We start from the raw sequence: 15231 nt of genomic DNA, 5'->3' as shown, positions 1-15231 counted from the left end.
ATGCCAAGCTCGGGAAATGCAGCATGAAACAGATGACCAAATACGACGCCAAACAGGGTGCCGAGTGCCAGGGTGGGAGCAAACACGCCACCGGGCGCACCGGAGCAGAAACAGATCAGGGTCGCCACCAGCCGGATGGAGAAGATGAGAAACAGGGTCGCCATCGCATATTCACCGCCCATCAGATGGGGGATGAGCTCTGTCCCACCGCCGGTCACCGAGGGGGCAAACAGTGACAGCACGCCGAAGGTGCCCGCCACCAGCATGCCGATGGCGACAAAGCGGTGGCGTTTGTTCCGGTGCAGCGCCAGATAAGCATCCTGACAGGCCAGCACCAGCTTGTTGAAGACGAAGCCCAGCACCCCGAAGGTGGCCCCCATGAAGAGGAACAGCCAGAGCGCCTTCAGCGCCGGAGCCTCATAGTGCGGCAGGCTGATCACGGGCGCCTGACCCTTCATGTTCTGCAGCATCAGGGTTGCCATGATGGCAGAGATCCCCACCGCTTTGATGGCCAGGAAGGAGTAGCGAAACTGGGGGCGCATCTCCTCCATCACGAACAGGATCCCCGCCAAGGGGGCATTGAAGGCGGCGGCCAACCCACCCGCAGCCCCGGCAGCCAGCAGGGCATGGCCGTGCTCCTTCGGCAGCCTGAAGATATCCGCCACCATCTTGCCCAGGTTGCCCCCGATCTGCACCGAGGGCCCCTCCCGTCCCAGCACCATGCCTGAGCTCAGGGTGCAGATGCCGCCAAAAAACTTGACCGGCAACACCCGCCACCAGCGCACCGGACGCAGATCATCCATGGCACCCTCGATCTCGGGAATGCCTGAACCGCCCGCTTCAGGGGCAAAGCTGTGGGTGAGGAAGTAGCCGACAAAGCCCAGCAGGGCGCTGAAGCCAAACCCGAGCAGACCGAGCTGCCACCAGGGACGATCGGCCAGCAAGGCTAGCCGCAGCCCGGCCAGCCAGTGCACGCCCGATTCGAACAGGCCACACACCAGACCGGCCAGAGTGCCGACCAGGGCTGCCAGCAAGAGTACCAGCAGCGGCATCTTGTCTTGCTGAACAAGCCGCAGCAAGGCAGGACGTCGCAAGACTAAGCCAGGGGGAGAGGCGAGCGGGTCGGAGGAGGAGAGTTCTTGTTGCACCAACGTATTGCACCATTTGGAAAAACCACATTCGTCTGCAGACAGACGCGGGGATCATCCGGCATGCCGCCTGGCTGCCCAGCACAGGGCCTTTCTGCTATAGTCGGCCCGTTTCATTTAGCACGGGGCAGGCTTGGGGCCCGGATGACGAGAGCGCAAAGCATACTCCACCGCCCCCTCACTGCCGAGCCGCAATCGGCCGCCTGCGCCTGTGTGACGACCAAAATCCCATTAAGGATGATCCATGTCAAAATCAGATCAGCTGTTTGAACAGGCCCGCCAGACCATTCCGGGTGGCGTCAACTCACCGGTCCGCGCCTTCAATGGGGTCGGCGGTACACCCCGCTTCATCGATCACGCCGATGGTGCCTACCTCTATGACGTGGATGGTCAGGCCTACGTGGATTACATCGGCTCCTGGGGACCCATGCTGCTGGGGCACAATCACCCGACCATCAAGGCCGCCGTCATCAAGGCGGTGGAAAAGGGGCTGAGCTACGGCGCGCCGACCGAGATCGAAGTGCTGATGGCCGAGAAGGTGCGCCAGATAGTGCCCTCCATGGAACAGGTGCGTATGGTCAACTCCGGCACGGAGGCGACCATGAGCGCCATCCGTCTGGCCCGTGGCTACACAGGTCGTGACAAGATCGTCAAATTCGAAGGCTGCTACCACGGCCACGCCGACTCCCTGCTGGTCAAGGCAGGCTCAGGCGCCCTGACGCTGGGTCAGCCCAACAGCCCGGGCGTGCCGGCCGATTTCGCCAAGCACACCCTGACCTGCGTGTTCAACGATCTGGATTCGGTGCGCGAAGTCTTCAGCCAGTACGGCAGCGAGATCGCCTGCATCATAGTCGAGCCGGTGGCCGGCAACATGAACTGCATCCCGCCGGTGCCCGGCTTCCTGGAAGGGCTGCGCGCCATCTGTGACGAGGCCGGCGCCCTGCTGATCCTGGACGAGGTGATGACCGGCTTCCGCGTCTCCCTGCGCGGCGCCCAGGGTTACTACAATATCGACCCTGACCTCACCACCCTCGGCAAGATCATAGGGGCCGGCATGCCGGTCGGCGCCTTCGGCGGCAAGAAGAAGGTGATGCAGTACATAGCCCCGACCGGGCCGGTTTATCAGGCAGGCACTCTCTCCGGCAACCCCGTGGCCATGGCCGCCGGCCTCGCCATGCTGGACCTGCTGCTGGAACCGGGTCTGTATGACCAGCTGAACGCCAAAACAGCCCGGGTGGCCGAGGGGCTGAAAGCCGCCGCCGCCAAGCACGGCATCCCGTTTGCCATCAACTACGTGGGCGGCATGTTCGGCTTCTTCTTCACCGACGAGGCCGAGATCACCCGCTACGAGCAGGTGACCCGCTGCGACATGGAACGCTTCAAGCGCTTCTACCATCTGATGCTGGAGGAAGGTGTCTATCTGGCGCCAAGCGCCTACGAGGCAGGCTTCCTGTCGCTGGCGCACGGTGACAAGGAGATTGAACACACCCTGGCCGCCGCCGAGCGCAGCTTTGCCAAGCTGGCGGGTTAATCCCGACCCGGTTTGATGAGAGGGCCCTTCACGGGCCCTTTTTCATTGCCCCATGCCTGGCCCACCCCAGGCCCTGTCACGGTTCTGGTGCAATTCCACAGCGGCCTCCGCCTGTTTGCCACTCTCTGGTGCAACAACTCCTGCCATCTTTGTCATAAAGCGGGCCCACTATTTGCACACCATCAGCAGGAGCCCACTTGACCGAGGTGTGTATGGCAGAGATGAGCCCCATCGATGTGCTGCGGCGCTATCAGGAGTACGAAACCGAACTGAACCCCTTGTTGCTGGGGCTGCTCACCGCCCCCCTCGACTCGCTCAGGGGTTATCCCTTCATACTGGCCATAGGCCAGAGCCATGAGCCTGCGAGGATCCTGCCCCCCGTGCCGGCGCCGCAATCACAGCTGCGCCTGGTGGTGCAGGGTCATGGCCGGGAGCTGACGCTCTGCCTCAATCAGCTGATCGCCTGGCTGATGGGGGACAGAGAACGCCGCCGGGCCATGCCCTGGTTCAAGGCGGTGTACGTGGTGCTCAGCATGGCGCTGTTCCTAATCGTCGCTACCCTGATCTGGCATGGGCTGGAGCAGCTCTACCTGCTGCTGTGCGGGACGCAGCAGAACCGGCTCGGTGCCTTCAGCGCCATCATATTCCTGACCCTGGCGCTGGCGGTGTTCGATCTGGGCAAGACGATTCTGGAGGAGGAGGTGCTGCTGCATAAGGACATCTTCCGCCACAGCGCAGTTCGCCGCACCATCACCCGCTTCATCGCCGCCATCCTGATCGCTGTCTCCATCGAGGGACTCTTGCTGCTGTTCAAGGGATCCCTCGGCCAGAGCGAGCTGCTCTGGCCTGCGGTCGGGGTGATGGGGTGTGCCGTGGGACTGCTGCTGGCACTGGGGCTTTATGTGTTTCTGGGAGCCAAGGCGGAGGCGGCACTGGTGCAGGCTAGCCTGCGACGCCCGCCAGCCGGGGTTGAGGCTGACGCCGCGCCGCCCGCCAGGAGGCGTACATGGTCCAGGAGGTATAGATGACGATGAAGGCCACCAGCCACTTCAGCATCTCCATGTCCATGGATTTGACCAGCATGGCGGCCAGCACTACGCCAATGGGGCCGAAGATGGCCACCGCCAGCACCGCCTTGGCATCGAAGGCTCCCTTGCGGATGAAGGTGCCCGCCGAAAAGACGCTGAGCACGGCGGTGGAGCCCATCATGATGGGGAAGGCCGCCAGCGGATTCATGCCGAGCAGATAGACCAGCGTCATGCAGGGGGCAAACAGACCTATGCCGACGTTCATCAAGACCCCGAAGATGAAGTTGCCGAGCAGGGCAATGCCCAGCTTGTAGCCGGTCAGCCCCATGGCATCGCCGCCGAGGGGGAAGAGCCCCAGCAGGCCCGCGAAGATGAGCCCGGCCACCACCAACAGGGAGACAGCCATCACCAGCCGTATGGTCTGCCGATCAAACGACGCCACATGGCGTGCCCCCCAGGCCGCCCCCACAGCCGCCGCCACCATCATGCTGATGAGGGTGAGCGGATCCACTTTGACCACACCGATGAAGATGAGGGACTGGGTCACGGTCGGCAACACGCACTGACCGTTGAGGGTGCCGGGCAACAGGCGATCATCGATCAGCTTGAACTGCTTGTAACAGGCCGTCTTCACCGCGAAGCTGCCGACGCCCAGGGTATCGAGAAAATTGGCAACAAACCCGATGGCGGCCACGGGCCAGAACGGGGTGGATTCCAGCGACCCCTGTCGCCGTTTTTGCCACCAGGCCTGAACCAGCATGAAGATGAAAACCAGGGCACAGATGATGAATATCAGGCGCAAAAGATTAATTAACATACAGAGTTCTCCAGCAACGGGCGGCGATTCTAAGGCAGTCAAAATAAAAAATCTTGGTCGGGATCAACCATTCACCCCATGCAAACGATTATCTGGAGAAAGTCCTGGCAGGCGCGCTCGAACGGCTCTGCTAATACTTGTCTATGAGGGCCAGCAGGCCTGGGGCCATCGGTGGTAGTCATGGTCATTTCGCGACGACCACAGTCACCGATGGGAAGTAGCCAAAAAGAAGGCCGGCATGCACCGACCTTCTTTTTTTATTGCTGACCGGCCCGTTGTCCGCAATCCGTCTCGTGCAGCCACGGCAAACGGGGCGCGAGCCAGCGGATCAGCGCATCCGACAATCCTGTCAGCAACAAGAGTGGCAGGCAGAGCAGGGTCAGCGACAAGGCCCCCACATAGACGTCCGTCAGCCAGTGGGCGCCGGAGAGAATGCGGGGCGCCGAAAACAGCGGCACCATCAAGAGGGCCGTCACTTTGGCCCGGCGCGGCAGATAGCGCAGGGCGAAGCCGGCGAAGATCATCAGGAACAGGGCATGGTCGCCGGGAAAGCTGTCGCTGGAGGAGTCCTTGGTCGGGATCGCGCTGAGCTGGGTGACACGCAGCGCATCTGGCACCGTCAGAGTCGGACTGGGCCGACTGACCGGCAGCAGATGGCCAAACTGGTTGATAGCCAAGGCTCCCAGCAACATGACGATCCCCATGGCCACCAGGCGGCGGCGACCGGGTTCATGGGAGCGGAAGAAACCAGTCGCGAGGATCAGCCCCATGCAGGCCAGTACCGCCAAATCGAACAGGCGATTGTTGGTCACGGCCACCACATCGGCCCACAGCCGAGACTGGCCCAGCCAGCCGTTGACCAGATGGAAGACGGCGAGATCCCACTGATCCCAAGGACCATGGGCAGGCAGGACACTCCAGCTGATGGCGATCAGGCCCCCCACCAGATAACACGGCACAAACTTGTTCATGCAGACGCTCCTCTCCCCAAAAAAGCGCAGTATTTTAGAACATAAAAATCGTGACGTGAATCACATAAATGTAAGCGGGGGTAACAAGACAAGCCGCCGCAATGACCTCAGCTCGGCCCTGTCACGACCAGCCAGAGGGGGTGTGGTGTGCCATCTTGGCCTGAACCCGGCTTGCGGCTAGTATGAGGGCTCTTATTTAGCGAGATGATGAGGAATATGCGCAGCTACCTTCGCATTATGCTGTTTGCCCTGGGTTTGCTGGCGGGCGTTCAGATACCGGGTCTTATCGACCTCTACTACCAGCGGCTGGATGCGCGTCTGCAACAGGCCAACCTCAGCCTGGTGCCGTTTCAGGGCACGGCGGATCAGCACTTCAACGGCGATCTGACCGCGCTGGTCAACCACTATCGCACCAATCCCGACCCCGTGTTTGCACAGGATGCCGCCAGCCTGCAGCACCTGGTGAGCCAGCAGCAGACGCTGTTGCAGGAGAGTGCCTTCAAGGATCGCCCCTGGTATCAGCAGCTGACGCACCTGCTGCTGCGCGCCGATGCCCAGCTCTGGCAAGACACACTGCAAAACTACAGCTACCTGGTACCGCTCAAGCAATCGGCCATCATCTGTGGCATGTCGATAGGCTTCATCGCCGCCTTGCTGGGGGATCTGCTGCTGAGCCTGCTTCTGCTGCCGTTTCGAAAGCAACAACCGAGAACACGCCATGCCCTGCGCTAGCTGTAACGCATAAGCATCGCTACAGCGACAAAAGTAAAAGGGGCCTGATGGCCCCTTTTTTTACGCTCAGACTGACGCGTTCATACCTCGTAAGGCAATCGTGACTGCGCCACCAGCCGATCGAGCGCCTGTACCACCAGGGGATCGAACTGGCTGCCCGAGCGGGACTGTATGTATTCCATGGTCTGCGCCAGCGACCAGGGCTCCTTGTAGGGTCGCCGGCTGAGCAGGGCATCGAACACATCGACCACAGCCACTATGCGGGCCGACAGCGGGATCGCCTCCCCCGCCAGCTGCTCCGGATAGCCCTTGCCATCGAAATGCTCGTGGTGTCCACGGGCGATCTCGGCCCCCAGCGACAGATAGCTGGTGCCTTCGACCATCTCGCCCGCCTTGTAGAGGATGTTGGCGCCTATGCCCGCATGCTGCTCCATGATGAGCCGCTCATCCGGCTCGAACCGCCCCGGCTTGTGCAGTATGTGGTCAGGGGTACCGACCTTGCCGACGTCGTGCAGTATGCTGGCCATGCCGATCATGTCGACAAAACCGGGGGTCAGCTCATCGGGGTAGGCCCCTGCCTGTTGCATCTCGGCCACTATGGCATCGGACAGCTTCTGCACCCGCAGCACGTGCTCGCCGGTATCCGAGTCGCGAAACTCCGCCAGCGCGGCCAGCGCCACCACGGTCGCCTCCTGGGCGCGCAACAGCTGGTTGTAGAGATAAAGGTTGTCGTATGCAGCCGAAATCCGCTGACAGAACACATCAAGCAGATCGCATTCGAGGGGATCGAGCGGCTGGGTCGGCGTAAAATTGAGCACAAATTCACGGCCGTTCTGGGCGGCGATATAGAGCGCATCCTGCGGGTGTTCGAAGCGGTTGCGGCGGTTGGCGAGCGCACTCATCACAGAGTCGTGCAGAGCCGGAAAGGCGCTCAATGGCACCTCGTCGAGCAGGGATTCATAGTCACCAGTGGCGGCCAGGATCTCCAGCTCCTGGGTGCCCGGCCGGCGTTCGACGCAGATGGCCCCCTCCGTGCCCACATCCAGAATGGCGCTGATTTGCTTGAGCACGCCGGAAGCAAATTCCCGAAGCGAATGAAGGTGATAGAGATCCCCCGCCCCCTCCAGTATCTTGCCTAGCCCCTGCCGGCTCTTGTCGATGGCGCAGAGGGTCTCGTAGGAGCGCAACGAGGCGATCACTGTGGTGTAGAGCTTCTGCACCGTCAGTTCCGTCTTGGTCTTGTAGTCGTTGATATCGTAATCGAGGATCACCCGCTGCTCCGGGGCCTGACCGGGCTGGCCGGTGCGCAGCACTATCCGCACCAGGCTGTTGTGCATCTCGTTGCGGATCTGGTGTACCAGCCGCAGCCCCGCATCTTCCGTCTCCATCACCACATCCAGCAGGATAAGGGCGATGCGCGGGTTGGCCAGCAGCATGCGGGCCGCTTCGGCACCACTGTAGGCATTGAGGAGTTCGAGGGGACGGGATTTGTATTGAATGTTGGAAAGTGCCAGCCGGGTTGCATGATGAATATCCGGTTCATCGTCCACGATCAGTACCTGCCAGGGGTTGATCGCCTTGGTCACCACGACCTCATCATCGTCCAGCTCGATGATGTCGTCATCCAGCCAGATCTCATCCTTGTCTTGGGCACTGCTCATATCGTTCACGCCTCCAGGCGCTGCATGAGTGTATTGACAGTATGTACCATCAGGCAGCGATGGATCACAAGAAGCCGCTGCGTTCAGCCCCTCGTCAACGGCCCTGGAACGCCCGGTTTGCCTGCTTACTCGAAAGGCTCCAGATAGGCCTGAATTGCCTTCTTCAACCACGCCAGCACCTTGCCATGATAGGCGTTTTCCGACAGATAGACGCCATAATCGCGCCATTGCAGGCTGAATTTGTGTTTCAGGGTCAGCAGTTCCCCCTGCCGCAGCTGACTCTGGATCAAGGGGGAAGGGAGCACGGCCCAGCCCAGCCCGTCCAGCACAGCATCCCGCATCAACTCGAAGCTGGAGAGGCCTATGTGCTGGCCGCCGATGGGGAGCAGGCTCTTGACCGAAAATTCATCCACGTAGGAGAGAGTGACCTGGGTATGGCCGGTCAAATCCTGCTGCAACACCCGCTTCAGGCTGGCCAGCGGGTGGCTCGGCGCCACCACCATCAGGGTGCGGATCGGATTGAGCACATCTATGTTGAGGCCACTGCGCTCCTGCTCCTCTGTGATGAGGCCAAAGGCGGCATCGACAAACCCTTCCTCCACCAGGGCGGGCAGCTCGGGGGGCGAGGCCAGCACCAGCGAGATACTGGTGCCTGGAAACTGGCGGCGCAGCGCGCCCAGCAGGTCGCGCCAGACCAGCTCGGGGATGGCATCATCCCGCGCCACCCGCAACGCCACCTCGGCACCGGAGGCATAGTGCTCGCACTTGAGCTTGAGGCTGTTGGCCGCCTGCAACAGCCGCTTGCAGTCATCCAGCACCAGCTCGCCGATCTCGGTCAATCGGCTCTGGTTGGCCCCTCGTTCAAAAAGTTCGACGCCAAGCTCAACTTCCAGTGCCGCGATCGCCGTGCTGACCGCGCTGCGGCTCTTGCCAAGACGGCGCGCCGTGTTGGCGATGGAGCCGCTGCTGGCGGACTCGACAAAGAGTTGTATCTGATAAAGCTTCATGACCGGGGCCGATGACGGAGGATCCTATATTCACATTACCTCGCCCCTCCTCGGCAAGGCAAACCTTCAGCGTCTGAATAGTCGACGCTCAGCGATTGCTGCACCCGGTCTCACTGCGGCTATCATCTCCCTCGTCGCAGCCACAGAAGGAAATTTTATGTTATTCAGTCGCATGCTCTTAGCTCGCATGTTTTTGACGGGCGCTATCCTGACCGAGGTGGCAGGCACCTCCAGCATGGCCCTGATCCCGGAGAACGAGGCCGGATGGCTCAACTATCTGCCGATGTGGATCCTCATCTCTTTCTCATATCTGCTGCTGGCCAAAGCCGCCAAAACAATCTCCATTGGTATTGCGTTTGCACTGTGGGAAGGCTTGGGGATCGGCCTGATCACCCTGGTCTCCATCCTGTTTCTGGGTTACGACATAGGTACCCAGGAGCTGATAGGTCTGGTGCTGGCAATAGTGGGTATTGTTATGGTGACAATGGGTGAAACCCACGATGAGCCGGTTGCCCGCCCACGTGGCACGGCCAGCCTGAGCAAGATAAAGGAGGCCACATGCACCCGTTGATTATCGTGCTCGGCGCGGCCCTGCTGGATATAGGCGCCAACATGGCGATCAACCGCTCGGTGGGTTTCCGCTACAAGGGCTGGGGCTTCCTCGGCATCCTGCTGGTGCTGTGCGCCTTTACCCTGCTCTCGGAAGCCGTGAGCACCGGCAAGATCGACCTGGCGGTCGCCTATGCCACCTGGGGTGCCATCGGCATTCTCGGTACCGCGCTCGGGGGCCTGCTGCTGTTTGGCGAGCGCCTCAAGCCCATCGGCTGGGTCGGCATGGTGGTGATGGCCGTCGCGGTGGCGCTGCTGACCACGGCTTAACTCCCTTTTGCTCACACAATAAAAAAGCCGCCCGGTTCGCCGGGCGGCTTTTTTGCGAATGGTTACGGGCAACCAAGCGGGCTAACGGGCCGTTTCGTACAGCTCCAGCGGCAGACCATCGGGGTCGGCGAAGAAGGTGAAGCGCTTGCCGGTCAGTTCATCCACCCGCACCGGCTCCACCTCGATCTGATGGATCTGCAGATGCCGGATGACGCGGTCGAGCTCGCTGACCCGAAAGGCCAGGTGGCGCAGACCACAGGCCTCCGGCCTCGAGGGACGCGCGGGCGGCGTCGGGAAGCTGAACAGCTCCAGCTGGCTGCCATCGGGCAGGCCCAGATCCAGCTTCCAGGATTGGCGTGCCTCGCGCAGGGTCTCGGCCAGGATGGGCAGCCCCAGCACCTGGTGATAGAAGTGGCGCGAACGGTCATAGTCGCTGGCGATGATGGCCACATGATGGATGGCGTCAAACAACGGGAAAGTCATATGCACTCCAGTCAAACGGGCAGCCAGGGCTGCCCGTTTCATCTATCAGTTGAAGAAGCCGCCGAACCAGTCATCCAGCGCGCTGCGCGGTGAAGGGCTGCCACAGCTCATGGGCTCGGCCAGTCCGGCCAGTTTGGCCGGCACCTGCAGGCTGCCCGGGCAGTCGCTGACCACGCGGGATCCGCTGGCGCGGGAGAAGTTGGCCCAGCTCACCCCTTGCGGCATCTTCAGCGCCAGGCTGTTGACGCCACGCTGGCTCATGTAGCCGCTAAAGAGCTGCAAGGCACCGCTGGCCCCGGTCAGCCCGGCGGACGTGTTGTCGTCACGGCCCACCCAGATGCTGACCAGCTCGTTGTTGTCCAGCCCGGCAAACCAGGAGTCGCGCAGCTCGTTGGTGGTGCCCGTCTTGGCCGCCATGGTGGCGCCGGGGAACTTGGCATTCAATGCGCGGGCCGTGCCCTGGCTCACCGTCTTGGTCATGGCGAACAGGGTCAGCCAGCTGGCCTGCTCGTCGGTGACCCGCTTGGCGGTCTGATCATGCTGATAGAGAGTGCTGCCATCGCTGTTGACCACGGCGCGGATCGCCGACAGCGGCTGGGTCAGCCCCTGGTTGGCGATGGGCAGGTACATCTGGTTCACCTCCATGGGCGACAGGGCCACGGCCCCCAGCACCAGCGACGGATAGGGCTGGATCTCCTGCTCGACCCCCAGCTTGTGCAGGGTATCCACCACCTTGTCCAGCCCCACCTGCAGACCCAGATTGACGGTCGGCACGTTGAGGGAGCTGGCCAGCGCATCCATCAGCGGCACGCTCTGGCGGAACTTGCGATCGTAGTTCTGCGGCGTCCAGATCTGGCCATCCTTGCCACGGATGCGGATCGGCTGATCTTTCAGCGGGGTTGCCAGGGTCAGGCCGTTGGAGAGGCCGGTCAGGTAGACTGCCGGCTTGACCAGGGAGCCTATCTGGCGACGGGCATCCAGCGCCCGGTTGAAGCCGGCGTAGCGGGGATCCCGTCCCCCCACCAGCGCAACCACTTCGCCCTTGTGCCAGTCGGAGACCACCATGGCCGCCTCCAGCTTCTTCTTGCCGCGCTGCTTCTCGATGAGCGTCAGACCCGATGCCACCGCCTGTTCGGCGGCGTGCTGGGCGATGGGATCCAGGCTGGTGAAGATCTTGAGGCCGGACTGCTTGAGCAGATCGGCGCCGAAACGGCTCTGGATCTCGCGCTTGAGCAGGCCCATGAAGGCCGGGGTGCGACCATAGCTCATCTGGCCACGGGTGATGATGCCGAGCGGCTGCTTGCTGGCGAGTTCGTACTCGGCCGGTTGCAGGCTGCCGTGATCCATCAGCAGCTTGAGCACCAGGTCACGCCGGGTCTTGGCCCGCTCGGGGAAGCGCCAGGGATCGTAATAGGAAGGTCCCTTCACCAGCCCCACCAGCAACGCCACCTGATCTATGTCCAGCTCGTTGACCGGAATGCCGAAGTAGAAATAGGAGGCGAGCCCGAAACCGTACACCCCTTGCGAGAAGTTCTGCCCCAGATAGACCTCGTTGAGGTAGGCCTCCAGGATCTCGTCCTTGCTGTAGCGATAGTCGATCAGCACCGCCATGTAGGCTTCCTGCGCCTTGCGCCACAGGCTGCGCTCGCGGGTCAGGAAGAAGTTCTTGGCCAGCTGCTGAGTGAGGGTACTGCCCCCCTGCACGGTGCGACCGGCCAGCACGTTGGCCGCCATGGCGCGCAATATGGCCACCGGCGAGACGCCGCCGTGCTGGTAGAAGTCGCGATCTTCGGTGGTGAGCAGGGTCACCAGCAGGCTGTCGGGCACCTCGGCGATGCGCACCAACAGGCGATCCTCCCGATCCTCGGTGTTGAGGCGGTCGAGCAGCACAGGGTCCATCTGGGCGTAGCCGAGCTGGCGCTGGTTCTCCAGCGACTGGATCCCCTCCAGCCGCGCGCCGTTGAAGGTGAGGCGCAGGCCGCGGGCACCGTCGGCGCCATAGTGGAAGGCGAACGGGCGGCGAATAAGCTCGATGCGGTTGCCGTTGATCGCATACTCGCCCGGCGTGTGAGGCTGGCGCACCTGCTTGTAGCTCAGCATGTTGAGCTCACGCAGCATCTGGGTCTGGGAGAGGCGCTGGCTGGGGTAGAGCTCCAGCGGACGGCTGTAGACCATCACCGGCAGTTGCCACTTCTCGCCATCGAAGCGCTCGCGCACCTTGGTATCCAGGTAGATGCCAAACACCACCATGAAGGCGGCCACCACCAGGGAGAGCTTGAAGCCAAGCCAGAACAGCTTGCGCCAGATGGTGCGTTTGGGCGCCACCTTCTTGGGTGCGCGCTTGCGTCGTTGCGTTGCCATGAATCCTCTTTGCTATTCGTTATGTCGCCATCGAGGGCGTAGTCATTATCTCATTGGTCTTGGCGAGCGCCGCAGGCCGATTAACCCCGCAGCGCCCTAGTCGAACGGCCGTGATCCACAGGTTCACTCAGGCTGCGCCAATCACAGCTAGATGCCCATCTTCTTCTTGGTCACCTTGGTCGGCATCGCCTCCAGCGGATTGTCCGGCCAGTAGTGACGGGGATAACGCCCCTTCATCTCTTTTTTTACCAGCTCGTAGGAACCGGCCCAGAAGGCGGCAAGATCGGCGGTGATCTGCAGCGGCCTCTGGGCCGGCGAGAGCAGCTCCACCACCAGCGCCACCCGGCCGTCGGCCACGCAGGGGGTCGTGCCTTGCCCGAACATCTCCTGAATGCGCACCGGGATCACAGGAGCCTGACCCGGCTGATAGCGAATGCGCACCCGGCTGCCGGTCGGCGCCGTGAAGTGGCTCGGCAGCGCCTCGTCCAGCCGTCTGGGCAGCGGCCAGGGCAGGGATTGACGCAGGATGTCGTTGAGGTTGAGCCGCTTCAGCTGCTCCAGCCGGGTCATGCCGCTCAGGGCAGGCAACAACCACTCTTCCAGCCGGTCCAGCAGGCTTTCGTCGTCCATGGCGGGCCAGCCGTCATCCGGCAACCAGTCACGGGCGCAGCGCAGACGGGCCAGCAGCCCTTCGCTCTGTTCATCCCAGGGCAGCACATGCAACCCCTTGCGGCGGATCCCCTGCAGCAGGCAACGCCCCTTCTGCTCATCGGAGAGCTCGGTCAGCGGCCGCTGGCTCAGCACCAGCTCGCCGATCACCTGCTGGCGCTCGGCCCGCACCCGCTCCTCCCGTTCGTCCCAGTCGAACCACTGGCGCTCGCTCACCAGCTCCGGCAACTGACGCGCCAGCTCGTCCAGCTCCACCGGCTCGGCGATGAAGATGCGGCTGCCACGATCGTTCTGCCCCATCTCGATGGCGATCAGGGCCCCTTGTCCCTGGCATGGGTGACCTTCTACCAGATCGCAGCTCACCCCACCACTGAGTTGATAGCGGCTACCGCTGCGCAACTTGCCGATCCTGTCCGGCCAGGCGAGGGCGCACAGCAGTCCCAGCCACTGCCCCTGTGCCTGACGTTGTGACGCGCCAGACCTGACACCGAGGCGCTCGAACCAGCGGGCCGCCCCCTGCCGCAGAGCGCCAAGCCGGCGGTGAAACAGCACACAGAGGCGTTCAGATCCTCGCAGATCTTCTTCCAGCAGCGCCACCAGGAAAGCGGCATCGGCGACAATCCCTGTCAGACCCTCGGCCTCCAGCGCGCGGGCCCGCAGCAGCATGCGCGCCAGCCGGGGATGTGTGCCAAAGGCCGCCATGGCACGGCCGGCGGGGGTAAGTTGTTGCTCACCTTCGGGCGTCATGGCGCCCAGGCTGACCAGCAGCCGCTGGGCGCTGGCCACGGCGGCGGCGGGGGGCATGTCCAGCAGTGGCAAGCTCTCCACCCTGGCGCCCCACTGGGCGGCGTCCAGCAGCAGGCCGGTCAGCTCCTGGGTCAGTATGTCCGGCGGGCTCTGCTCGGCGAGACGCTCCTGCACCTCGCCGCTCCAGAGCCGGTAGCAGACGCCGGGGCCGAGCCGGCCGGCGCGGCCTGCCCGCTGGGTGGCGGAAGCCCTGGCGATCTGGCGGGTCTCCAGCCGGGTGACGCCGCTTTTCAGATCAAAGCTGGCGCGCCGCTCCAGTCCGCTGTCGATGACCATGCGTATGCCCTCTATGGTGAGGGAGGTCTCTGCCACATTGGTGGTGAGTACCAGCTTACGGCGGCCCGCAGGTGCCGGCTCGATGGCGGCCTGCTGCGCCGCCATGTCGAGACGGCCATAGAGCGGTGCGAGGCGCACGTCATCCGGCAGCAGTCCCTCCAGCCACTGGGCAAGCCGCTCTATCTCCCCCTGCCCCGGCAGGAACACCAGGGCGCTGCCGGCACCGCTGGCCAGCGCCTCCAGCACGACGGCGCCGACTTGCGGCTCCAGCCACTGCTGGCGATTGATGGGGCGATAGTGATAGTCGATGGGAAAGCCGCGCCCCTCGGAACGAATGACGGGGGCATAGGGCAACAGGCTCTCCAGCGCCATGCCATCCAGGGTGGCGGACATGATCAGCAGCTTGAGATCGTCCCGCAGCCCCTGCTGGCTCTCGATGGCAAAGGCCAGAGCGGTATCGGCGTGCAGGCTGCGCTCGTGGAACTCATCGAAGATGACGAGCGACACGCCCGCCAGCTCGGGATCCTGCTGCAGCATCCGGGTCAGCACCCCCTCGGTGACGATCTCGAGTCGGGTCCGGGCACTGGTGCGACTCTCGCCCCTTACCCGCAGGCCGATGCGCTCGCCCACTTGCTCCCCCAGCTGACGAGCCAGAAAGCCGGCTATGTTGCGCGCCGCCAGACGACGAGGCTCCAGCATGATGATGCGACCGGGCAGCCGGTTCTGGCGGACCAGTTCCAGCGGCAGCAGGGTCGACTTGCCCGCGCCGGGCGGCGCCTGCAGGATCACGCTGGCATGGCTGTCGATGGCGGCAAACAGCGCCGGCAACACGGACACTATGGGGAGTTGGGACAAAGCGAC

General features: G+C 63.1%; 13 protein-coding genes (1 of these 13 running past the window's edge). 5 read left to right on the top strand and 8 right to left on the bottom strand.

The features are described from left to right. Positions 1 to 1151 carry the 5' portion of a H(+)/Cl(-) exchange transporter ClcA gene (clcA, locus tag CK910_RS09450; RefSeq protein WP_098982499.1) on the bottom strand. The gene continues 259 nt to the left of window position 1, outside the view, so the window shows 1151 of its 1410 coding nt (coding positions 1-1151); the start codon lies at positions 1149 to 1151; its stop codon lies beyond the left edge, outside the window. A gap of 241 nt (positions 1152 to 1392) precedes the next feature. On the opposite strand from clcA, the gene hemL reads away from it, so the two are divergent. Both hemL and CK910_RS09440 read left to right on the top strand, forming a co-directional pair. Next, positions 1393 to 2679, top strand: a complete 1287-nt coding sequence (hemL, locus tag CK910_RS09445; RefSeq protein WP_098982497.1) for a glutamate-1-semialdehyde 2,1-aminomutase — start codon at positions 1393 to 1395, stop codon at positions 2677 to 2679. A 212-nt stretch (positions 2680 to 2891) separates the two neighbouring features. Continuing rightward, on the top strand, positions 2892 to 3707 hold the full coding sequence (locus tag CK910_RS09440) for a hypothetical protein (protein ID WP_098985051.1): 816 nt from the start codon (positions 2892 to 2894) through the stop codon (positions 3705 to 3707). On the opposite strand, the gene CK910_RS09435 is transcribed toward CK910_RS09440, so the two are convergent. Together CK910_RS09435 and CK910_RS09430 are read right to left on the bottom strand one after the other, a co-directional pair. Beyond that, positions 3622 to 4524, bottom strand: a complete 903-nt coding sequence (locus CK910_RS09435) for a sulfite exporter TauE/SafE family protein (protein ID WP_098982494.1) — start codon at positions 4522 to 4524, stop codon at positions 3622 to 3624. The two genes, CK910_RS09440 and CK910_RS09435, sit on opposite strands and share 86 nt — an antisense overlap. A 257-nt stretch (positions 4525 to 4781) precedes the next feature. Next, positions 4782 to 5495, bottom strand: coding sequence for a phosphatase PAP2 family protein (locus CK910_RS09430; RefSeq protein WP_098982492.1), 714 nt, complete (start codon positions 5493 to 5495; stop codon positions 4782 to 4784). 204 nt (positions 5496 to 5699) lie between these two features. On the opposite strand from CK910_RS09430, the gene CK910_RS09425 reads away from it, so the two are divergent. Further along, positions 5700 to 6227, top strand: a complete 528-nt coding sequence (locus tag CK910_RS09425) for a DUF2937 family protein (protein ID WP_043141712.1) — start codon at positions 5700 to 5702, stop codon at positions 6225 to 6227. 80 nt (positions 6228 to 6307) lie between these two features. Here the strand turns inward: CK910_RS09425 and CK910_RS09420 are convergent, their stop codons facing one another. Both CK910_RS09420 and CK910_RS09415 read right to left on the bottom strand, forming a co-directional pair. Beyond that, entirely contained in the window at positions 6308 to 7888 is a 1581-nt protein-coding gene (locus CK910_RS09420; RefSeq protein ID WP_043141709.1) for a DUF3369 domain-containing protein, read from the bottom strand. 125 nt (positions 7889 to 8013) lie between these two features. Next, on the bottom strand, positions 8014 to 8895 hold the full coding sequence (locus tag CK910_RS09415) for a LysR family transcriptional regulator (RefSeq protein ID WP_043141706.1): 882 nt from the start codon (positions 8893 to 8895) through the stop codon (positions 8014 to 8016). A gap of 157 nt (positions 8896 to 9052) precedes the next feature. Between CK910_RS09415 and CK910_RS09410 the strand changes: the two genes are divergently transcribed. Next, positions 9053 to 9466, top strand: a complete 414-nt coding sequence (locus tag CK910_RS09410; protein WP_080741178.1) for an SMR family transporter — start codon at positions 9053 to 9055, stop codon at positions 9464 to 9466. After that, positions 9454 to 9774 carry an SMR family transporter gene (locus CK910_RS09405; protein WP_042869414.1) on the top strand — a complete coding sequence of 107 codons (321 nt, stop codon included), beginning with the start codon at positions 9454 to 9456 and terminating at the stop codon, positions 9772 to 9774. The genes CK910_RS09410 and CK910_RS09405 overlap by 13 nt, the downstream gene beginning before the upstream one ends. Before the next feature lie 81 nt (positions 9775 to 9855). Here CK910_RS09405 and gloA2 read toward each other — a convergent pair whose 3' ends face one another. From gloA2 to hrpB, 3 genes are all read right to left on the bottom strand, one after another. Further along, a complete protein-coding gene (gloA2, locus tag CK910_RS09400) occupies positions 9856 to 10257 on the bottom strand; it encodes an SMU1112c/YaeR family gloxylase I-like metalloprotein (protein WP_098982487.1) in 402 nt (133 codons plus the stop codon). A 45-nt stretch (positions 10258 to 10302) separates the two neighbouring features. Beyond that, entirely contained in the window at positions 10303 to 12618 is a 2316-nt protein-coding gene (gene mrcB / locus CK910_RS09395; protein WP_098982484.1) for a penicillin-binding protein 1B, read from the bottom strand. Positions 12619 to 12765: 147 nt separating this feature from the next. Further along, a complete protein-coding gene (hrpB, locus tag CK910_RS09390) occupies positions 12766 to 15225 on the bottom strand; it encodes an ATP-dependent helicase HrpB (RefSeq protein WP_098982481.1) in 2460 nt (819 codons plus the stop codon). Between the last annotated feature and the right edge of the window lie 6 nt (positions 15226 to 15231).

The sequence above is a fragment of the Aeromonas sp. CA23 genome (assembly GCF_002587065.1).
GTDB classification, from domain to species: Bacteria; Pseudomonadota; Gammaproteobacteria; order Enterobacterales; family Aeromonadaceae; genus Aeromonas; species Aeromonas bestiarum.
This window is presented reverse-complemented; position numbering and strand designations above follow the sequence as displayed.

Bases quoted from the DNA above. Each gene is read 5' to 3' on its own strand.
- hemL (WP_098982497.1), top strand. From the start codon at position 1,393: ATGTCAAAATCAGATCAGCTGTTTGAACAGGCCCGCCAGACCATTCCG.
- CK910_RS09440 (WP_098985051.1), top strand. From the start codon at position 2,892: ATGGCAGAGATGAGCCCCATCGATGTGCTGCGGCGCTATCAGGAGTAC.
- CK910_RS09435 (WP_098982494.1), bottom strand. From the start codon at position 4,524: ATGTTAATTAATCTTTTGCGCCTGATATTCATCATCTGTGCCCTGGTT.
- CK910_RS09430 (WP_098982492.1), bottom strand. From the start codon at position 5,495: ATGAACAAGTTTGTGCCGTGTTATCTGGTGGGGGGCCTGATCGCCATC.
- CK910_RS09425 (WP_043141712.1), top strand. From the start codon at position 5,700: ATGATGAGGAATATGCGCAGCTACCTTCGCATTATGCTGTTTGCCCTG.
- CK910_RS09420 (WP_043141709.1), bottom strand. From the start codon at position 7,888: ATGAGCAGTGCCCAAGACAAGGATGAGATCTGGCTGGATGACGACATC.
- CK910_RS09415 (WP_043141706.1), bottom strand. From the start codon at position 8,895: ATGAAGCTTTATCAGATACAACTCTTTGTCGAGTCCGCCAGCAGCGGC.
- CK910_RS09410 (WP_080741178.1), top strand. From the start codon at position 9,053: ATGTTATTCAGTCGCATGCTCTTAGCTCGCATGTTTTTGACGGGCGCT.
- CK910_RS09405 (WP_042869414.1), top strand. From the start codon at position 9,454: ATGCACCCGTTGATTATCGTGCTCGGCGCGGCCCTGCTGGATATAGGC.
- gloA2 (WP_098982487.1), bottom strand. From the start codon at position 10,257: ATGACTTTCCCGTTGTTTGACGCCATCCATCATGTGGCCATCATCGCC.
- mrcB (WP_098982484.1), bottom strand. From the start codon at position 12,618: ATGGCAACGCAACGACGCAAGCGCGCACCCAAGAAGGTGGCGCCCAAA.